The following is a 20,342-nucleotide window of genomic DNA, read 5'->3' as shown; positions in this document are numbered from 1 at the left end:
TAAAATATACTTATGCGTTCTTTATAAGGCCCGCAATGCCTGCTTGATGATATCCTCAACGGAAAGAGATGAAATATCGCCTAATTTCTTAATGGCTGCCTCGGCCATAGACCGTGCGATCCCCAAATTCACCAAGGCTATTAACGCATCTTCCTGAGTAGTATTGTGTACTGCGGGCGATGTGGCCGATGCGCCTGCCCGTTTCTGCAGCTTGCCCTTCAGCTCCAGTATGATGCGCTGGGCCGTTTTGGCGCCTATACCTTTTACCCGCTCCAGCGCCTTGCTGTCCTCGCCGGATACGGCACGTTCCAGCTCGTCGGTAGTGAGGGAAGAGAGAATGATGCGCGCAGTGGCCGCACCTACCCCACTGATATTGAGCAACTGGCGAAAAGTGGCGCGTTCTTCCTCATCGGCAAAGCCATATAGCACCCATGCATCCTCGCGCACCTGCAAATGGGTGTAAAGGCGACATTTTTCCAGGTGCTGTATCTTGGCGTATGTCTGCAGTGTTATGTTCACCTCATACCCTACCCCGTGCACATTCATATATAACAATGAGGGCGAGCTGTGTGCCAGGCTGCCTTCCAGGAAAGCGAACATCTTATATCTATCTCTTTTTAAGGGTTCTTATATAGTAATGCCTATACGAGGCCTTACCATCTGTGGTGTGCACGATGCTGACCTGTAGAGACAAAAAAGGGTATGATCGCTCATACCGGCCGAAAGGTACAAAAAATATATGATCTGATGGGGTATGGTAGATGGAATGGCAAATGAATAAAGATCATATAGTTAGCTGATCGTAGTGGGCAGATCGGCCTGATATTTGTTTATTATATCTGAATTAACATGATAGTAATGCGGGTAGCTATATTTTGCGTATTCATATTTATTTTTTCTTCCTGCCGGAAGGAAAGCAACAAGCTGGGGGACAGCGGTAATGTATGTACTGCTACGCTGGTGGGGGTAAAGGGGACGTATGGAAAGCAGACACTAGTAAGGATCGATACCAATACCGGGAAAGGAATAAATAGTAGTTTTTCTCTTGTGACTACAGAACACATACACGGTACAGCCTATAACACCAAAGAGAACGCATACTATATACTTGAGCGCAACAGTTCGGATAATAAGCAGCTAAGGCGTTATGATCTTTTTACCCACAAGACCACGATAATAACATATACCGGCACAAATGAGGAAGTGCGTTCCAGTAATCGTCACATAATATTCTACAATACATTCACCAACAAGCTATGCATGACATTTTTTGATGGGAACGGAGATTGCCTTCATGAGTTGGTGATAAACGGTATCACCTTTGATGTAAAGGAGATACTCCCATCACGCAAAGGCAATGATCTTTTTCCTCGTACGGTAGACGACAATACAGGAGACATCTACTTCTCGTCTTATGACAATTATCAAAAACAGAATATAGAGGTCTATAAGCAGGCTACAGGATCGCGGATGCTAATAACGGAAATAACAGGCCCATCTACCATTTCGGAACTGAACTTCAATAAAAATGACAATACTCTATATGGCGTAAGGGGAACTGCGACCAATAAAGGTTGTGAGGTGGTTACGATAGATGTGAATAATGGGAACATCACGCCTATTATTTCCATGACCTTCGATACGCTTATAGCAAGTATTTTCAGCACCCTGGATCAGTGTAATAATGTGCTGGTAGTTTACAATGCGCACATGGTGCGTACAGTGAATAATGATATCTTTTGGGTAGACCTGAAGGAAAGAAAGGTAAGGAAACACCTAAAGCCTGGTGACTATTACCGGGACCTGACCTTCGTAAAATGAATGAAGCATACATAGAACGGGCGTCCTTGTGGTGGGACGCCCGTTGTATTATATTCTCATTATGCTGTTCTTTAGTAATATCTTTCCTCGTACTTGCCGGGGTATATGCGCCATGGGTAGCGCTTGCCCTTGGAGTGGGTAATGAGGCCTATGCCTATGCGGATGGATACATAGGCAGGCGTATAGAAACGTGCGGTATTGGTCTTGATGCCGGCGAAGGAAGGGTCCGCGACATCGGCCATGGGATTGGCAAGGAAACCGAAGTCTTCGTTGATGAACATCTGGAACATGCCGCCCAGCTTCTGGAACTGGGTGAACCCGAACCCCATGCGCACAACATACTTATTGAGCTTTGAGGACAGGTCTATGGTGCTATCGTACTGCTCTGACGACCATGGGGCGCTAGACCATTTGTTGTGCAGGGCCACAGAATTGCTCTGCAGCTCGCCAATGCCACCGGTGAAGTACATCTGCGACTGGCCTGAGGGCTTTAGCTGCACCACTATCATAGGCGAAAAAAATCGGTACTGTATCTGCGAACGCAGGGTATGCCCGGCCGTAGCGCCTACCTCGCGGCTATAGTACATATTGAAATTCTGGTAGAACTCGTAGGTACCAAGGCCAAGGCCACGCGCCACGCCCCTGTAATAATAGGCGCCATAGCTGGTACCGATGTCGTAATTGTACCGGGTAGTGAAACCTATGCCGTCCCAGGCAAAATAAAAACTATTGGAGTGGCCCTGGAAAAAGCCCAGGCATACAAGGGCAATGAGTAGTATACGCTTCATAAGAAAAAAATAACAAAAATAATTATCCTGCTATTTTTTTCACTTATTTTTTTCAATATCTGCTGTGAACCACTTATTTACATAAAACATAATCATCATCTTATATTTCGCATAATGTATATCTCACACATGAGATACAATATTGCGGGCATCAGAGGCCCCATTTTTCTATTATCTGCTGGGCATGGGTCTTGCTGATGACGCGCTCGATAACGTGGTCTATACGCCCCTTCTCGTTGATGAGGAAGGTGGTGCGCAGAATACCCCAGTATTCGCGCCCCATAAATTTCTTCCACGCCCATACGCCAAAGGCCTTGGCCATTTTCAGGTCGGTATCTACAAGCAGGGTGAAGGGGAGAGAGAACTTGGTCTCGAATTTTTTGTGGCTTTTTTCGGTATCGGGGCTGACGCCTAGCACCACTATACCCTTATCGCGCAGCGCGCCTATATTGTCGCGCAGGTTGCAAGCCTGCTTGGTGCAGGTCTCGGTATCGTCCTGCGGGTAGAAGTAAATGGCTATCTTCTGCCCTTTATAGTCTTTGAGGGTATGCAGTTTCCCATCCTGATCGACCGCCCTGAATGCGGGCGCTTTGTCTCCCTGTTGCAGCATTGGTGTTATGTCTTATACTATATGAACTTAAAGTAGGATATGCGATATCTGCCTTACCACAAAGGTCGCAAAGGAATACACAAGGAACACAAGAATTGCGGGCACAAAGCTCAGTATCTAACTAATGCCTGTTCTATATGCGATGAGTAAGGACCGACGTGGTATCAGACCTTGGTCCTTAATTTTTCCATTTCCATTTCCAGTTCGGGCATCACGCGCGACAGTACCTGCTCTACCCGGGCTATCTGCATGGCCACATTGGCATCATTGTCCTTGCACAGCTCTATATTCAACACATCGTCCTTCAGACTTTTGATACCCAGGTTGGTAATGGATGGTTTCATGCGGTGCGCATAATACCGCACAGACTTCAGATCGCCGGTGGCACATGCTTCCGTCATCTTTTGGACGAGTGGCGGCGTTTCTGAGATGAACAGTTGCAGCATCTTGATGATGAAACCCGGATCATCACGGCCTATGCCGAGGAGCATACTGAGGTCGTAAAGGGGCTCACTGTTGTCCTGTATGGCGATCGTGGGCGCAGTAGCGGCAGATGCTGCCCCTACCGATGGCGCAGCATCGGCATCGGCATCCTGCCGGGAGGTCAGAGCATCATCGGGTCTACCTAGCCACTTAGATATGGGCCTGATGAGATTGAACTCGTTGTAGGGCTTGGATATGAGGTCGTTCATACCGGCATCCAGAAACTGCTTTTCGTAGCTCTTTATAGCATTTGCAGTGAGAGCCAGTATGGGTATGTTCTTATCTATTTCGGCGCGTATGATTCGCGTGGCCTGCATACCATCCATAATGGGCATCTGTATGTCCATGAGAATGATATCGAACTTTTCCTTCCGCACTATGTCCACGGCCTGTTGGCCGTTCTCGGCCTCTACTATCACAGCGCCATGGTCGGCAAGGATGGTATGCGCAAGCAGGCGGTTCAGGTTGTTGTCCTCTACCAGCAGTATGCGCTTACCGTTGATGTTGTAGGTATCGAGCTTTATGGTGCGCTTCTTTTCGAACACCCTGGCCGTACCTACCTTAAAGCTGAAGATGAGGGATATGGTGGTACCTACGTTCTTCTCGCTCTCTATGCTTATCTGCCCACCCATGAGCTCCATAAGCTGCTTGGTGATGCTCATGCCCAGACCGGTGCCGCCGAACTTGCGCCCCACGGTCTCGTCCTCCTGCGTGAACTTGTCGAATATGGTATCGAGGTATTCCTTGCGGATGCCTACACCTGTATCTTCTATGACCACGAGTATCTTCTGCACACCATCGGTCTCGCTGAGCAGTGTGGCATTCATCCACACAGAGCCCTTCTCGGTGAACTTGATGGCATTGCTGATCATGTTCATGAACACCTGGTTGAGCCTGTAGGGATCGCCTATGAAAACGGGTGCTATGCGCGAGTCCACATCGTAGGTGAGGGTGAGGCCCTTCTCCTCGGCCTTATGCTCCAGCACACTGGTGGTCTGCTGCATAATGGTCTCCAGGTTGAAGCCTATCTGCTCTATGGTGATCTTGCCTGCCTCTATCTTTGAGAAGTCGAGCACATCATTTATGATGCCCAGCAATATGGCCGATGCGCTCTCTATACCGTTGAGGTAGTCTTTTTGCTGCTTGTCCAGGTCGCTCTTGGAGAGTAGCCGGCCCAGGCCCATTATGGCATTGAGCGGTGTACGTATCTCGTGGCTCATGTTGGTGAGGAAGACATCCTTCGACCGCAGGGAGCGGTCTGTCAGCTGCTTGGCTAGGCGCAGCTGCTCTGCCATCTTTTTCTGCTCGGTGATATCGAGGTGTATACTGATAGTGCCGTGCTGCTGGCCGTCCTCGCTCACAAGGGGCGTGGCGCTGGTGAGCCACCACTGCTCGTCGCCGGTCTTGGTCTTTACGCTCAGCTCGTAGTTGTGTGTTATTTCGTACTTGCGCTTCGATATCTGCGCGCGGGTCTTCTTCAGCTCGGGCCCCTGCAGGAACATGTCTGTGGCCTTTCGCGAAATAAGCTCGCTGAGCTCGTAGCCGCTCATAGTGCAAAAACGCTTATTGGCGTATATGATACGGTCGTCGGCATCCATCTCTATCATGCCCAGGTTCATCTTCTCTATGATGCTCCTGTATTTTTCCTCGCTCTGCACTATGCGCTCTTCTATGCGCTTGCGCTCTGTGATGTTCACCCCATAACCGATGATGAGCTCTATATCGCCATTGCTATCCAGCACTGGGTACAGTATGCGCAGGTGGTTCACTACTTCGCCATCATCCCTTACCATGCGCTCTTCCCATTCCTTTTTGGTCTTGGTCTCGGCCACTGTATCGAACATCTTTTTCCTGTTCTCGTATATCTGCATCGGCTTGTTGGTATACAGGCTATACTCTTCGTGGGTCTTACCTATCATCCATTTGCGCAGCTGGGGTTTGCTTACGGCCATAGGATTGACGTAGAGATACCTGTTATCGGCCGACATTACCACTATGTCGGCAGGTATGTTGCTCAGTATCTGCTCGTAAAATTTTCGCTGGTTGTCGAATGTATCGCTGATGGTCTTGTTCCGGGTCACATCCGTCAGCTTCAGTATGCAGCCCATGGGCCTGCCGCCCTGCAGTACGGGTATGTATTCGCAACTGAATATCTGGCCGTTCTGCATGGTCAGCTCTTCCGATGTGGTCTCTGTTTGCCCGCTATATACATGCTCTACCCCGGCCATGAAGAGGGCCGGGTCCTTGAGCTGGGCCTTCACATGCTCCAGCACGGGGCCTGCGCTTTTGCCGCCAAGCGCCTCACGATCGCTACGGAGCCCGAAACGCCGACAGAAGGCATCGTTGAGCGCCACTATATTGCGATGCTCATCAAGCGCGAGTATGCTATTGTCCAGATCGGCGATGAGGCTGGAGAACAGCACGCCCCCATTGCCGCACACTGCGGCACCCTTGCCTGCATCAGCAGGCTCAGAGACCTTTGCCCGCAGCATCTCCAGCTCTTTGTTCTGAATGGCTATCCTGTTCCTGGCCGACCGCAATATGGCCCGCTCTTTTTCCAATTCCTCCTGTAAGGCCTTGATGGTCATCACTGATAGATCAGTTGTTTATCGTTATCTCGTTGTTCTGGATCATCTTGTAAATGGTAGACTTGCCTATATCCAGCTTGTCGGCCACTTTCAGCACATTGTTGTCGTACTTCTTCAGAAAATGCTGAATGATATCTATAGTGTACTCCTTCAGCGTTTTCTCTACACTGGACAGTATATCGCCCGAAGAGGCGCTGGCAAAAAAGATATCATCGGCATTTATGGAAGAGCCATCGCCCATCACGGCCGATAGCTCTATTACGGCCTTCAGCTCGCGCACATTGCCGGGATAGTTGTACTTCATTAGTTTTTCCTTGCCCTCTGGCGATATGGTCATGGCAGGCATCTTGTTGCTTTTGCAGAACTCATCGAGGAAGAACTTAGCCAGCAGCAGCACATCGTCGCCACGCTCGCGCAGGGGTGGCAGCTCTATGGGCAGGCCCATTACACGGTAGAAGAGGTCTTCGCGAAAGGTGCCTTTCTTCACCTCATCCAGCAGGTTCTTGTGGGTGGCCACTATGAGGCGCACATCCAGCGACACCTTCTCGTTGCCACCTACGCGTACCAGCTCGCGCTCCTGCAGCACACGCAGTATCTTGCTCTGCAGGCTCAGGTCCAGCTCGGCTATCTCATCCAGGAATATGGTGCCCTTGTTGGCCTCCTCGAACTTGCCGGCCTTGCGCGCCATGGCGCCGGTAAAGGCGCCCTTCTCGTGCCCGAACAGCTCGCTCTCTATGAGCTCTTTGGGTATGGCCGCCATGTTCACGGCCACAAAGGGCTTCTTCTTGCGCTCGGAGTTGTAGTGTATGGCCTTTGCTATCACCTCTTTACCTGTACCTGTTTCCCCGTTCACCGATACGTTGATGTTGGTACGGGCGGCCTTTTCGAGAAAGGTGAATATGCGCGTCATGGCGCGGCTATTGCCCTTTATGGCATGGCTGAAGTCGTACTTGTGGCCGAGCTCTTCTTTCAGCTCTTCCACTTCCTTCTTCAGCGACTGGTGCTCACGAATGCGTGTGATGGCGTTCCAGAGCAGCTCTTTGGTATTGTTGTCTTTTATGAAATAATCGGAAGCGCCCTTTTTCAGCAGCTCTACAGCGGTGCTTACATCTTCCTGGCCACTTATGACCACAACGGGTATATCGGGGTTGTACTGCTTTATCTTGTTCAGCAGCTCTACGCCGTTTATATCGGGCAGGGAGTAATCGATACTGATGAGGCCGGGCTTTTTGGAAAGATTGGCCAGGCAGTCCTTGCCCGATGTGAACCTGTGGATCTCATGATCGGGATTGAGCGACAGATGGTATGCAAGTATCTCGCCATACCAGGGATCGTCCTCTACGATAAATATCCGGAATTGTTCCATACAGCGAAAATAATAAAAAAGATGCTGATCTCCGAATTTTGGAAAACACATCTACCACATGGAAGCAAAGGGCATTGACATTAGTCTTAACTAATTGATAATCAGCAAATAAAATTTCTGGCACATGATCGGATAGAGAGTAGCAAAATGATAGAAGTGGAAAAGCCGAACAAATTGAAATTTTTTATAGTTGATGACGACCATTTTAGCCGTATGCTCTATCGCCAGCACTTGCTGAACCTTGGATATAGTAATAATGTACTTTTCGATAATGGTTTCGATTGCATAAAGAAACTGGACCTTTCGCCCGATGTGATATTTCTGGACTATGATATGCAGCCGCTGAACGGGCTGGACACGATGCAGATAATAAAGCAGTATGCCCCCAACATACGCCTGCTCATCATATCGGGCAATGAGGATAAGAAAATAGCCGAGGACGCCAAAAAATATGGTGCCTATGCCTTCATAAAGAAAGGAGAAAAAGACCTGGAAATGATAAGCGACATACTGGCTACCATACAGCATGCAGCATAAAAGGCATCAAAAAAACAATGCATAAAAAAGACCTTTGTTAACTATTAACATTCGAATAAGTTTTTCGTAGCTTTGTTATGTAACATCTGTGTATAACAGATATGACAGGTAACAAGGCAAAATGAACAATAAAAGTGTAAGAACGATATTGGTAGCGGCGGTGCTGGTGTGCTGCGGGCAAGTGTGCAAAGCACAGCATACGGCCCTTGCATCGGCCTCTGCGAGTGTCGTAGCGCCCATAAGCCTTGCAAAGAACGTGGATATGAACTTCGGCAATGCCGCGGTATCGTCCACTACAGGGGGAGCAGTGATACTGTCTCCCGATGGGATGCGCACTACCGGTGGTAGTGGTGTAACTTTGCCGGCGGCTTCGGGCGTAGTGTCGGCTGCAGGTTTTACTGTAGCAGGTGCACCGGGCTTTACATACGCTATTACATTGCCGGAGAGCGCTATCATCTCTGGGCCGGGAACGGCCGCCCTGCTGATAGATGCCTTTACAAGTATACCATCTGCCACGGGCACCCTGGATGCTACGGGCTCGCAGATACTGAAAGTAGGAGCAACGCTCAACATAACTGCCGCTCAGGCGCCGGGTACATATACCAATGCCTCGGCACTGCCTGTGACCGTGAACTATAATTAAGTTCGATAAAGGGGCAGCCTACCGGTGAATGTAACAGTAATATTTAAGACCTTTGGTCTTTAAAAAATTACGGATACATGAGCATGATACGCCGCACTACAACACAACACTTCTCGTACCCTTCTCTTTTTGCCAAAAAATTGGCACTTACCGCATTACTGATAATTTCTTCTCTTGCCGGCGCTTATGCACAGGGCGACCTCCTGATATCGCCGCTGCGTGTGGTGTTCGAAGGCAATAAGAAATCGCAGGAGATAAGCCTGGCCAATGTGGGCAAGGATACTGCTGTATATGCGGTATCGATAGTGGACATACGCATGAAGGAGGACGGCTCTTTCGAGACCATAACCACGCCTGACAGTGGCCAGCTATTCGCAGGGCCATATATGCGTTTCTTTCCGCGCAAGGTGGTACTGGCACCCAATGAGTCGCAGGTGGTGAAGGTGCAACTGATGAAGACCAGCCAGATGACTCCGGGCGAATACCGCTCGCACCTGTACTTTCGCGCAGTGCCGGAAGAAAGGCCCCTGGGCGATGCCCCCAGCAAAAAGGACAGCGCCAGCATATCTATACAGCTCAAACCCATCTTCGGGATAACGATACCGGTGATAATACGCAATGGCGACAATAATGCCGATGTGAGCCTGAGCGATATGAAGCTGGCCTACGAGAACAACAAGTATGTGATGGGCGTCACCTTCAACCGTAGTGGCAGCATGTCGGTATACGGCGACCTGATGGTATACTATGTGCCGCCAACAGGCAAGCAGGTGACCATGAAGACCGTAAAAGGCCTGGGCGTGTATACCCCCAATGCACTGCGCAGGTTCAGGGTAGAGCTGGACGAGGAAAAGAACTTCGACCCCAAAAAAGGAAAGCTGAGGGCCGTATATACCCTGCAGACCAACGATAAGACCCCAAAGACGAAAGAAATAGAGATGGACCTAAAATGACCATGAGCACGCAATGCGTGAACATATGGAGATACAGGTAAACAGAGACAGCAAGATGAGGTGCAAAACAGGTAATAGCAAATATGCGATGAGGCGACCGGCCTGCTATATGGCAGTACTGGCCGTGCTGCTGCTGGCAAGCGTGCGCGGCATGGCACAGCAGCCGCCACCGCGCCCTATATCGGTATCGTTCAATCCCGCGCTGGGACTGCGCTTCGGCGCGTTCTTCCAGAGCCCTTCGGGTGGTACTGTTACGGTGTCTCCTACGGGAGTTCGTACATCTACCGGAGGTGTGATACTGGCCGACCTGGGATATGTATACGGCGCAGCGCACTTCGATATAACAGCCAACCCAGGCACACTGGTATCTATACTCAATGGCCCCGATGCCACACTTACCGGCAGCGGTAGCGGCTCTATGTCCATGCACATAGGCACTTCATTCCCCGCATCCCCTTTTGTTACATCTGCCAACCCACCGGCATATAACACCATCACTATAGGCGGCACCCTTACGGTAGGCAGCCCTGTGGCCAATCCATCGGGCGCATACAGTGGTTCTTTTTATCTCACTTTCGTACAGGAGTGATATATCTTAGAGCGCTGCAGAACAACTGATAAAGAGGAATGGCATATATACTAAGAGAAGATCCAAAATATAAATTCCAAAGTGTACTCGCTGCGTACCCTTACCGAAGGGTCGTTTTGCTCATTCTTCTAAGCATATTCCTTCCATTCATGGCCGGCGCACAGGACAGCGGCGAAGAAGAGATACCCGACGAGATATCGGTGAGCCTGGAAGTAAAAGGCGTGGGCGCAGGCGATATACCCGCGCTATACCTGGGCAAGGATGTATACCTGTCGGTGACGGGGATCTTCGACCTCATCAAGATACGCAACTTCGTATACCCATCGCAAGACTCTATAAAGGGCTTTTACATACAGGAGCGGGACACCTTCCTGATAGACAAGCCGGGCGGCCGTGTATACTTCAAAGGTGTGGTGCACGATGTAGCAGACCACGGGCTGCTGCGCAACGAAACGGGCCTGTACCTGAACCTGAAACACTTCAAGACCATCTTCGGGCTGGATGGTATCTTCTACTTCCGCAGGCTGGTAGTGACCATGGTATCGGATGTGGAACTGCCGGCCATAAGAGAGGCGCGGCAAGACCTGATGCGCAAGAACGTAAGCCGCCTAAGAGGAGACATAAAGGCCGATACGAACATAAAGCGCACCTATCCGTTCTTCCACTTCGGTATGGCCGACTGGGCGGTGATGTCGTCGCAACAATCGCAGGGGGGAGACCAGACAACAGTGAACCTGAGCATGGGCGGAGTGCTGGCAGGCGGCGAGCTGAACACATCGCTGAACTACTACAGCCAGCAGGAATTCACAGAGAAGCTGCAGTTCTACCAATGGCGGTATGTGAACAATGAAAGCCCTGTACTGAGGCAGGTGGCGGCGGGGAAGATATTCACACAGTCCACCTCTACACTATATGCCCCTGTGGTGGGTGTGCAGGTATCGAACGTATCTACGCTGTACAAGCGCGCCTATGGTACCTACCTGATGAGCAATACCACCGAACCCAACTGGATGGTGGAACTATATGTGAACGATGTGCTGGTAGACTATACCAAGGCCGATGCATCGGGCTTCTACTCCTTCGATGTGCCGCTCATATATGGCTATACTACGGTAAGGCTGAAATTCTACGGCCCGTATGGCGAGGTGCGCAGCAGCCAGCAGTATATCAACATACCGTTCAACTTTGTACCTGCGGGCGAGGTGGAATACTCGGTGAACGGCGGTATAGTAGAGGACGGCAAGGACAGCAAATTCTCGCGCGCCTATGTAAAATACGGGCTTTCGCGCCATGTGACCGTAGGTGGTGGCAATGAGTACCTGTCATCGGTGACATCGGGCAGCATGATGCCCTTTATGAACTCGTCGGTGAGGCTGGCGCCGCGCCTGCTGGTATCGGCAGAATATGCGCACAGTGCACGGTCGCGCGCCATACTCAGCTACCGTATGCCCAAGGGCATGCAGTGCGAGCTGGACTATACCAAGTTCGCCAAGGGGCAGACAGCGATATTCTTCAACTTCCTGGAGGAACGCAAGGCAATAGTATCGATGCCGCTGCGTGCCAAGAGGGTATCGGCCTTTGCCAGGCTGACGCTGGACCAGATAATACTGCCCAATACACAGTACACCAACTCCGAGCTTTCGCTGACGGGTTTTGTGGGCAAAGTGGGGCTGAACTTCAGCTCCTTCACCTCGTTCATGAGAGATGGAAATCCTTACTTCTATAGTGTGGCATCGGCCACTATACCGCTGCCTGCAAGGATACTATTCACATCGCAGATACAGTACGACCACAAGACCAATGTGCCAGTGTTCGCAAAGCTGACCTTCGAGAAGAACGTGAAGGGGAAGGGCTATATAAGCGGATCGTACCAGGAGTACTTCAATATAAGCAACCGCAACTTCCTGCTGGGCATGCGCTATGACCTCTCGTTCGCCAAAGCGGCCGTATCGGTACTATCGGGCAGCGATGGCTCTTACAGCCGTATACAGGCAGCATCGGGCAGTATAGTTGTGGACAGGAAATCGGGCTACCTGAAGGCCGGCAACCGTACCAATGTGAGCAAGGGCGGCGTGGCCATAGAGGCCTTCCTGGATGTGAATGCGAACGGCCTGCGCGATGCGGGAGAACCCCGTGTACCCGGCCTGAAGGTGCAGATAAACGGTGGCCGCACCATATATGACGAGAAGGACACCATGATACGCATACTGGACCTGGAACCATACAACAGCTACTTCATAGAGCTGATACGCAGCAGCTTCGACAACATATCGTGGCAATTGCAGAAAAAGACCTTAAATGTGACCGTGAACCCCAACAACTTCACACTGATACAGGTGCCTGTAGTAGTGGTGGGCGAGGTATCGGGCATGGTATCGAAGGCTACGAGCGATGTGAAGAGCGATGCCCGCGGACTGGGACAAGTAATAGTGGCCATCTACAACAACAAGAACGAACTGGTGGCGCGTACGGTATCAGAATCGGATGGGTATTTCAACTACCTGGGCCTAAAGGCAGGCCTGTATACAGTGCGTGTTGATCCCGGCCAGTTGGCCAAGCTGCACCTGCGGAGCACTCCGGAATTCGTGCCTATCGTGATAAAAGAAGGTACGGACGGCGATGTGGCCGATGGTGTGGAATTCGTACTGACGCCCGATGGTAAATAGGGACCTCTACCGTGTGAAGGTGGTACTGCAATTGATGGGCATACCTGCAGTGATGCCGCTCCAGTTTATCACTATACGATTGGCGGTATAGGTACCGCTGCCCGATACAGAAAAATTGCCCACCGTCTGCGTGGGAATGGTAAGGGTATTCTTCTCGCAATCCACTATGGCATTTACCTGTATGCCGCCCAGGTTGCTGAGGGTGATATTGGTAGGCGTAGTGGCCAGTATATTGCAGGAATAATGTGTTTGCCCGGTAGAGGCGCAATAATCGCTGCCTGCATAGGTACCTACCAGGAAATTGCCGCAGTTATCAGGATATACAGGATCACTGCTGGTGCGTTCCTTACATGCACCGAGGAACATACCCGATGACAGCAGGAGCCCCATTACGAGTTTTAGCGCTTGTTGTTTCACATAACTGCTTTGTACAAAGATACCACTGTGCAGCACAAAATGCGCAGATGCCCTTTATGCGGTATGCGGGCCTTCGCTGGTCTTTATCTTGGACCGAGGCGCCGATACCACTGTCGTTCTCTCTTCCTTCTCGGGAACGGTACCAAAGACAACATCCCATAGTACAGAACTAACACCAAAGCCTGCATCAGGCTCTTTGTAGTGGTGCAGGTGGTGATTGCGCCAGAGGGCCTTCAGGAAGCGTGGCGGCGCAAAAGCATGTATGGCATAGTGCATAGATGCATAGAGCAGGTAACCCAGTATGAAGCCGGGAAACAGCGCAAAGGCATAGTTACCGATGCACAGGTACATGACGCCGAATATGATGCCCGATATGACCACACTGGGCAGCGGTGGCATGAAGAGCCGGCCTTTATCGCGCGGGTACTCGTGGTGTACACCATGCATAGTATAGATGATGCGGCGGCCCAGTACACTATTTGCTACCATGTGGAAGAGATAACGGTGCATGGCATATTCGAAGAGTGTCCAGAAGAGTATACCGCCCGAGAAGATGGCCAGAGTGATGCCCAGCGACGTGCCGATGTTAGCGACACTATGGTAGAGCATAAAGCCTATGACGGGGAGGTAAATGCTATAGATGACCAGCGGGTGGGTCCTTGTGAGCATTTCCAGGGTGTTGTGTTCGAATAGCCGCGCTTGTCCTTTATTGTTGATCTTGTCGAAGTGCATGGTCGTATGGGCTGTGTGTTACACAAATTTACCCCCATGAGCACCTAATGACATTATACAATTCACACATTTAAGAATGTATTAACGGTATGGGCATCGAGCGCGACCTATGATCTAGTCGGTCATTTATATGGCATCGTTCTCTTCATCATCCATAAGGAAGGTAACAGAATTGTTCTTCTTCTCTATCACCTTATCCATCCACAGCAGCAGCGCAGGCAGCAGCGTGAGGTTGGTGACCATGGCCAGGAAAAGCGTCATGGACGTGAGATAGCCCAGCGACTTCGTACCATCGAACTGGGAAAGCATGAACACACCAAAGCCTGCTATAAGAATAAGCGAAGTATAGATGATGCTGAGGCCGGTATCGTGCATGGTGCGGTGTACGGTATCGGCAATGCTGTCGTCGTGGCGGGTCAGCTCCTGCTTGAAGTTGATGAGGAACCTGATGGTGACATCGATAGTGATACCAAGGGCCACACTGAACACCAGTACCGTAGAAGGCTTGATGCGTATACCCACCCAGCCCATGAGACCTGCAGTGATGAGCAGCGGCACTATGTTGACGATGATGGATATGAGCAGTATGCGCCAGGAGCGGAAGAGCGCCACCATGCAACCGAAGATGATGAGGAAGGCAAAAATGAGGCTATCGCGCAGGCTGGCCACTATGAACTTGCTGCCCTCCAGGAAGGTGATGCTGGTGCCGGTAAAGGTGACATCATACTTGGTGGTATCAAAGAGCTCGTACACCTTGGGACGAATGGAATCGAGCAGGATGGGCAGCTTGCGAGAGCCTACATCGGCCATACCTACGCTGATGCGCGCCTTCTGCTTATTACTGTCTATGAAAGAGAACAGCAGCTTGGAAAGTGTCTGGTCCTTGCCATTTGCGCCTTCCTTCTTTGCAGAGAGGTAGGGCTGCAGAAAGGCCGCGCCGAAGTCACCGGGAACGGCGAAGTAGGAAGTATCGCCGCCGAAGTACTGCTGCGCCGCGAACTTCACACCATTGGTGATGGATATGGGCTTGCCTATCTCGGGATAGGTCTCCAGCACCCCGCAGAGCGCATCCATCTTGCGTATCACCTCCAGGCCATTCACTACTCCCCTCTTCTTGCGGGTATCTATCACTATCTCCAGCGGCATCACGCCCTTGAAGTTCTTCTCGAAGAATTTGAGGTCTACCGATATCTTGTCCGACCTCGGAAGATCGTCCACTATATGCGCATCGTTCTTCAGCCGCATCAGGCCCCATACCGAGAAGCCGCATACTATGGCCGTGAAGCCATATATCCATACCCTGTGACCGAACACCCAATTGGTGAGGCCGGTGAGCACCTTGTTGATGATCTTGCTCTCCAGGTACTTGGTGTGCTTCACATCGGGCGGAGGCAGGAAGCTGAAGAAGGCAGGTATGAAGATGAGCGATATAAGGAATACCGCCATGATGTTGATACCCGCCACCAGGCCGAACTCTTTGAGCAGTACGCTCTTGGTAAAGAAGAACACCCCGAAGCCTATAGCTGCAGTGAGATTGGTGAAGAAGGTAACGATGCCCATACGGTCTACCGTACGCAACAGCGACTTCATCTTGTTGGGGTTGCGGTTGTACTCGTGGTGATACCTGTTGAGCAGGTATACACAATTGGGTATGCCTATCACCACCACCAGCGGCGGTATAAGGGCCGTGAGCAGGGTTATCTTGTACCCCAGCAGCACTATGGTACCTACAGACCATACCACACCTATGGCCACCACCAGCATAGATGCCATCACGGCCACGAACGCACGGAAGAATATGACCAGTATGACCGCCGTGAGCACGAAGGACATGATGAGGAACAGCCTCATCTCGGACTGCACCTTCATGGCCATCTGCGTACGTATGAGCGGCAGGCCTGAGTAGTGCATCTCTACATTGTGCTTTTTACCAAAGGCATCGCCATGCGCTATGATGGCATTCACTATGGTCTCCCTGTACTTTGAGTTCAGCGTGTCCTTATTGAGGCGCACGGCCAGCATGTATGCTTTCGTATCGGGGTTGTACAGAAAGCCCTTGTATACAGGCAGGTTCAGGAAGGCGTTCTTTATACTGTCCACATTGCTGTAGGGTGGCTCGCCTGCAGCTATGCGCATATCCTTCAGCTTTGATGTGACCGTATCTTTTACCAGGGTTATGGCATCGGGAATGCTCAGTACGTTCTCCACCGCTTGCACCTCGTTCATGGCGCGGGCCATTACCGCATAGTCGTTGAAGAAGGAAGGCTCGAAGAAATGATCGGTCTGCACCCCTACTACCAAAAGGTTGCCATCCTCGCCGAACTGTTTCCTGAAATTCTGATATTCTATATATTTTGGATTATCAGTAGGTACAGCGCTGGTGAACTCATAGCTGAGCTTTACCTGGCTGGCATAATACCCCATGACCCCTGTGGCTGCAAGCAGCCCCACGAGCAATGCGATACGGAATTTTATAATAAAAGCGGCTATATTATGCCACATGAGAGCGTTCGTTAGGGGCGTTAAAAGCGGCAAAAATAGGTAAAAGGGCAGAGAACAGCGACTATTTACTGATAACTATATATCAACCGGCGATCTGGCATCCGTAAAGGGCCCGGACGATGTACCTGTCATTCTGCCCCTGTGATGAAGCGTTAATTCAATATATCGCACTTGTGTAGGAGGATGTATACGCAGGTGTGTACTGATGGCCGATGAAAGGGTACGGCATGCAATTTTGAGCCGAAATTTGCATTTTCACAGAAATTATCACTATCATTGTATGAATTTTCAGCTTATACTAAAACTGATCTAATTAAATTGCCTTTTATGAACAAAACAAAGCTACTCTTAACTCTTGCATTACCTGTACTGCTTTGCCAGAACACCCATGCGCAATCACGACTGACAGCAACGGCCCACTGGACGCACAATGGTGCAGAATTCATGCGTACCGATTCTACAGCTTACAACTACCTGTCTACGGCCAGGGGCGGCGACCTGAAGAACCTGCTGAAGTTCGATAATGCTACCATGTGGAACTTTGCGGGCGATACGCTGAACAACGACTCTCGCTGGGTACAGGAGTTCGATGCGGCCAATAACCTTGTTTCCAAGGTATCGCAAGTGTGGGATGCTGTTTTGATGACATGGACCAACCAGTTCAAATACATATATACATACAACAGCGCCAACAAGAAGGCCAGCATGGTGATACAGCATTGGGATGGTACTTCGGCCTGGATCACAGACTCGAGGAACGTATATACCTACAATGCTGCCAACCAGCTGTCTTACGACCAGTACCAGCTGTGGGATGGCGTAAGCGCATATGTGCCCAGCAGCCAGATAACTTATTACTACGACCCATCGGGCAATGTGATAAACGAAACAGGCAATACCTTCGTATCTAGCACGCCTGTGTTCACCAACAAAGTAGACTATACCTACAACAGCGCCAACAAGATGCTGTCTTCAACGTCGGCCACATGGAACGGCGCAGGCTGGGACAATACAGAAATGTATAGCTACACCTACGACACCACCAACACAAAGCGTACGACAGAGAAGCACCAGACATATGATGGCACTGCCTTCGTGAACGATATGATGAAGGTGTACAGCAACTTCAGCGGCACTAACCCCCTGACCGAAGTAGACCAGACATGGGATACTGCAGGTACAGGCTCATGGGAAGATGTGTATAAGTTCGCCTATACATACAACAGCAATGGCCAGCTTACATCGGCCACGCGTCAGTCTAACGACATCAGCATAGGCTGGACGTATGCATTCGGCGATACAAGGACCAACCATTACTATGGCACCTTCACTTCTGTGAAGAACGTGAGCAACAATGCTGGCAATGCCAACCTGTTCCCCGTACCTGCACAGAACTCTGTGAACATAAGCCTGAACTGGAACACAGCACAGGCCAGCACCATAACGCTGACAGACATGATGGGCCGTACCATAAAGACCATAGCTGTTCCTTTCGGCGCCACACAGACAGTTACCATGTCGGTAGCAGACCTGGCGGCCGGCAACTACATCGTTAGCATCAATGGCGGTGTAGAAGGCAGCATAGTAAAACAAATAGTAGTAGCACACTAATATCCTAAAGGCAATAAACAGTAAAAAGCTCCGGTTCTCCGGAGCTTTTTCTTTTTGTCCCATACAGTATCACCTCAGTTCTTTTCGCAGGGGCGAAGGATATTCAATGGAATTTTATTATCTTAGAGGAAGTTCTTACAGGCATACAGCAAGGCACCAGCTCCACAAGACCGTTGAAGGCTCATAGGCAGAAGTATTGTTCACACAAAAAACTTTGTACTATTGAAACCTACAGACATCGGCGACCCCGAGTATTTCCACAAGGTAGTGGACTGCCAGTATGCATGCCCCGCGCATACCCCCGTACCCGAATACATAAGGCTGATAGCCCAGCAGAAATATACAGAGGCCTATATGGTGAACTGGGAGTCGAACGTGTTTCCCGGTATACTGGGCCGCACCTGCGACCGGCCCTGTGAGCCGGCCTGCCGCCGTGGCCGCGTAGAGGAAGAACCGGTGGCCATATGCCGCCTGAAACGCGTAACGGCCGATAATAAGGGCGATGTGCGGCAGTATATGCCACAGGGCCCCTTTGCCCCCAATGGCAAGAAGGTGGCACTGGTAGGCGCAGGCCCAGCGGCCCTCACCGTGGCGCGAGACCTGGCCCCCCTGGGTTACGAGCTGCACATATATGACGAGCAGCGGGGCGGCGGCGGCTTCATGCGTAGCCAGATACCATCCTTCCGGCTGCCGGAGGCCGTACTGGAAGAGGAGGTGGGCTATATACTGGACCTGGGCATACACAAACATTTCAACCACTATGTGAGCAGTCTGAAGGAACTGCTGGTGCAGGGCTATGATGCTGTCTTTGTAGGATCGGGAGCACCCAAGGGCCGCGACCTGGACATACCCGGCCGTAAAGAGGCCGCAGCCAATATACACATAGGCATCAACTGGCTGGCCAATGTGGCCTTTGAGCATACAAGCAAGATAGGCCGCCGGGTGATAGTGCTGGGGGGCGGTAATACCGCTATGGATTGCTGCCGTACCGCGCGCCGCCTGGGTGGCGAAGAAGTACGGGTAATAGTGCGCAGCCCATTTGCCGAGATGAAGGCATCGCCATGGGAGAAGGAGGATGCGCTGCACGAGGACATACCCATAATAGACAACCATGTGCCAAAGACCTTCTTGGTGGAGAACGGTGTGCTAAAGGGCATGACCTTTGAAAAGGTACATGCCGTGTATGACGATAAGGGCAAACGCAAGCTGGTACCTACCGGCGAGCCCGAGGTCTTCTACCCTGCCGACGATGTGCTGGTGGCCATAGGCCAGGAGAACAGCTTTCCGTGGATAGAGCGCGACCTGGGCATAGAGTTCGATAAATGGGACATGCCGGTGGTGAACGAGACCACATTCGCATCTACCCACCCAGGGGTGTTCTTTGGCGGCGATGCCGCCTTTGGCCCCAAGAATGTGATAACGGCCGTGGCGCACGGGCACCAGGCCGCAGTATCTATACACCTATACTGCAGCGGCAGGGATATAATGGAACGCCCGGCGCCCTACACCAACCTGATGAGCCAGAAGATGGGCATACATGAATGGAGCTATGACAGCCTGGTAGTGACCGATACGCGCTATGCCGTACCCCATGCCGATAAGGCCCTGACCCTCACAGACCGCAAGAAAGAAGTGGAGCTGGGCTTTGACCTGCCAACAGGCTTCAAAGAGGCAGAACGCTGCCTGAACTGCGATGTGCAAACGGTATTCACGGCCAGTAAATGTATAGAGTGCGATGCCTGTATGGATATATGCCCTACAGCGTGCATCACCTTTACACCCAATATGGAGGAAGAAGAGCTGCGCCGGCATACGCGTGTACTGGCCACCAATACGGCACAGGACCTCTATGTATCGGCCCCGCTGACCACTACCCGGGTAATGGTGAAGGACGAGGATGTATGCCTGCACTGCGGGCTGTGCGCCGAGCGCTGCCCTACCAGCGCCTGGGATATGCAAAAGTACCTGTACAAGGTGACGAAGGCAGAGGGCGCCTGCTGCTGAGTCTAACATTGGGTGGGTATGTGCGGCCTATA

At 51.1% G+C, this 20,342-nt stretch carries 16 protein-coding genes; 8 read left to right on the top strand and 8 right to left on the bottom strand.

The genetic code is table 11. The annotated features are described in order from the left end of the window. Positions 1-21: 21 nt before the first annotated feature. Positions 22-600, bottom strand: a complete 579-nt coding sequence (ruvA, locus tag ABD843_RS06135) for a Holliday junction branch migration protein RuvA (protein ID WP_345080083.1) — start codon at positions 598-600, stop codon at positions 22-24. Between the two features lie 249 nt (positions 601-849). On the opposite strand from ruvA, the gene ABD843_RS06130 reads away from it, so the two are divergent. Then, entirely contained in the window at positions 850-1,821 is a 972-nt protein-coding gene (locus ABD843_RS06130) for a hypothetical protein (protein WP_345080080.1), read from the top strand. Between the two features lie 71 nt (positions 1,822-1,892). On the opposite strand, the gene ABD843_RS06125 is transcribed toward ABD843_RS06130, so the two are convergent. The 4 genes from ABD843_RS06125 to ABD843_RS06110 all read right to left on the bottom strand — a co-directional run bounded on the left by ABD843_RS06125 (position 1,893) and on the right by ABD843_RS06110 (position 7,656). Further along, a complete protein-coding gene (locus ABD843_RS06125) occupies positions 1,893-2,609 on the bottom strand; it encodes a hypothetical protein (RefSeq protein ID WP_345080077.1) in 717 nt (238 codons plus the stop codon). 151 nt (positions 2,610-2,760) lie between these two features. Further along, complete coding sequence (bcp, locus tag ABD843_RS06120; protein ID WP_345080074.1) at positions 2,761-3,219, bottom strand: thioredoxin-dependent thiol peroxidase; 459 nt, start codon at positions 3,217-3,219, stop codon at positions 2,761-2,763. A gap of 164 nt (positions 3,220-3,383) precedes the next feature. Then, a complete protein-coding gene (locus ABD843_RS06115) occupies positions 3,384-6,290 on the bottom strand; it encodes a PAS domain S-box protein (protein ID WP_345080071.1) in 2,907 nt (968 codons plus the stop codon). Between the two features lie 10 nt (positions 6,291-6,300). Then, complete coding sequence (locus tag ABD843_RS06110) at positions 6,301-7,656, bottom strand: sigma-54-dependent transcriptional regulator (RefSeq protein WP_345080068.1); 1,356 nt, start codon at positions 7,654-7,656, stop codon at positions 6,301-6,303. Positions 7,657-7,830: 174 nt separating this feature from the next. On the opposite strand from ABD843_RS06110, the gene ABD843_RS06105 reads away from it, so the two are divergent. The 5 genes from ABD843_RS06105 (at position 7,831) to ABD843_RS06085 (ending at position 13,044) form a co-directional block, all read left to right on the top strand. Then, complete coding sequence (locus ABD843_RS06105) at positions 7,831-8,193, top strand: response regulator (RefSeq protein ID WP_345080065.1); 363 nt, start codon at positions 7,831-7,833, stop codon at positions 8,191-8,193. 121 nt (positions 8,194-8,314) lie between these two features. Further along, positions 8,315-8,836: a DUF4402 domain-containing protein gene (locus tag ABD843_RS06100; protein WP_345080063.1), complete on the top strand. Its 522-nt coding sequence runs from the start codon at positions 8,315-8,317 to the stop codon at positions 8,834-8,836. A 77-nt stretch (positions 8,837-8,913) separates the two neighbouring features. Further along, entirely contained in the window at positions 8,914-9,789 is an 876-nt protein-coding gene (locus ABD843_RS06095) for a fimbrial biogenesis chaperone (protein ID WP_345080059.1), read from the top strand. 25 nt (positions 9,790-9,814) lie between these two features. Next, positions 9,815-10,378 carry a DUF4402 domain-containing protein gene (locus ABD843_RS06090; RefSeq protein WP_345080056.1) on the top strand — a complete coding sequence of 188 codons (564 nt, stop codon included), beginning with the start codon at positions 9,815-9,817 and terminating at the stop codon, positions 10,376-10,378. 149 nt (positions 10,379-10,527) lie between these two features. After that, positions 10,528-13,044 carry a hypothetical protein gene (locus ABD843_RS06085; RefSeq protein ID WP_345080053.1) on the top strand — a complete coding sequence of 839 codons (2,517 nt, stop codon included), beginning with the start codon at positions 10,528-10,530 and terminating at the stop codon, positions 13,042-13,044. Between the two features lie 6 nt (positions 13,045-13,050). Here ABD843_RS06085 and ABD843_RS06080 read toward each other — a convergent pair whose 3' ends face one another. From ABD843_RS06080 to ABD843_RS06070, 3 genes are all read right to left on the bottom strand, one after another. Then, complete coding sequence (locus ABD843_RS06080) at positions 13,051-13,461, bottom strand: hypothetical protein (protein WP_345080050.1); 411 nt, start codon at positions 13,459-13,461, stop codon at positions 13,051-13,053. Positions 13,462-13,515: 54 nt separating this feature from the next. Beyond that, positions 13,516-14,193 carry a sterol desaturase family protein gene (locus ABD843_RS06075; RefSeq protein WP_345080048.1) on the bottom strand — a complete coding sequence of 226 codons (678 nt, stop codon included), beginning with the start codon at positions 14,191-14,193 and terminating at the stop codon, positions 13,516-13,518. Positions 14,194-14,319: 126 nt separating this feature from the next. Beyond that, a complete protein-coding gene (locus ABD843_RS06070) occupies positions 14,320-16,644 on the bottom strand; it encodes an efflux RND transporter permease subunit (RefSeq protein WP_345080046.1) in 2,325 nt (774 codons plus the stop codon). A 378-nt stretch (positions 16,645-17,022) separates the two neighbouring features. Between ABD843_RS06070 and ABD843_RS06065 the strand changes: the two genes are divergently transcribed. Together ABD843_RS06065 and ABD843_RS06060 are read left to right on the top strand one after the other, a co-directional pair. After that, on the top strand, positions 17,023-18,306 hold the full coding sequence (locus ABD843_RS06065; RefSeq protein ID WP_345080044.1) for a T9SS type A sorting domain-containing protein: 1,284 nt from the start codon (positions 17,023-17,025) through the stop codon (positions 18,304-18,306). Between the two features lie 222 nt (positions 18,307-18,528). After that, positions 18,529-20,310: an FAD-dependent oxidoreductase gene (locus ABD843_RS06060; RefSeq protein WP_345080041.1), complete on the top strand. Its 1,782-nt coding sequence runs from the start codon at positions 18,529-18,531 to the stop codon at positions 20,308-20,310. Positions 20,311-20,342 lie beyond the last annotated feature (32 nt).

The organism is Nemorincola caseinilytica (assembly GCF_039540515.1).
Taxonomy (GTDB): domain Bacteria; phylum Bacteroidota; class Bacteroidia; order Chitinophagales; family Chitinophagaceae; genus Nemorincola; species Nemorincola caseinilytica.
The sequence above is the reverse complement of the archived record's forward strand: the minus strand, read 5'-3'. Positions and strand labels throughout refer to the sequence as shown.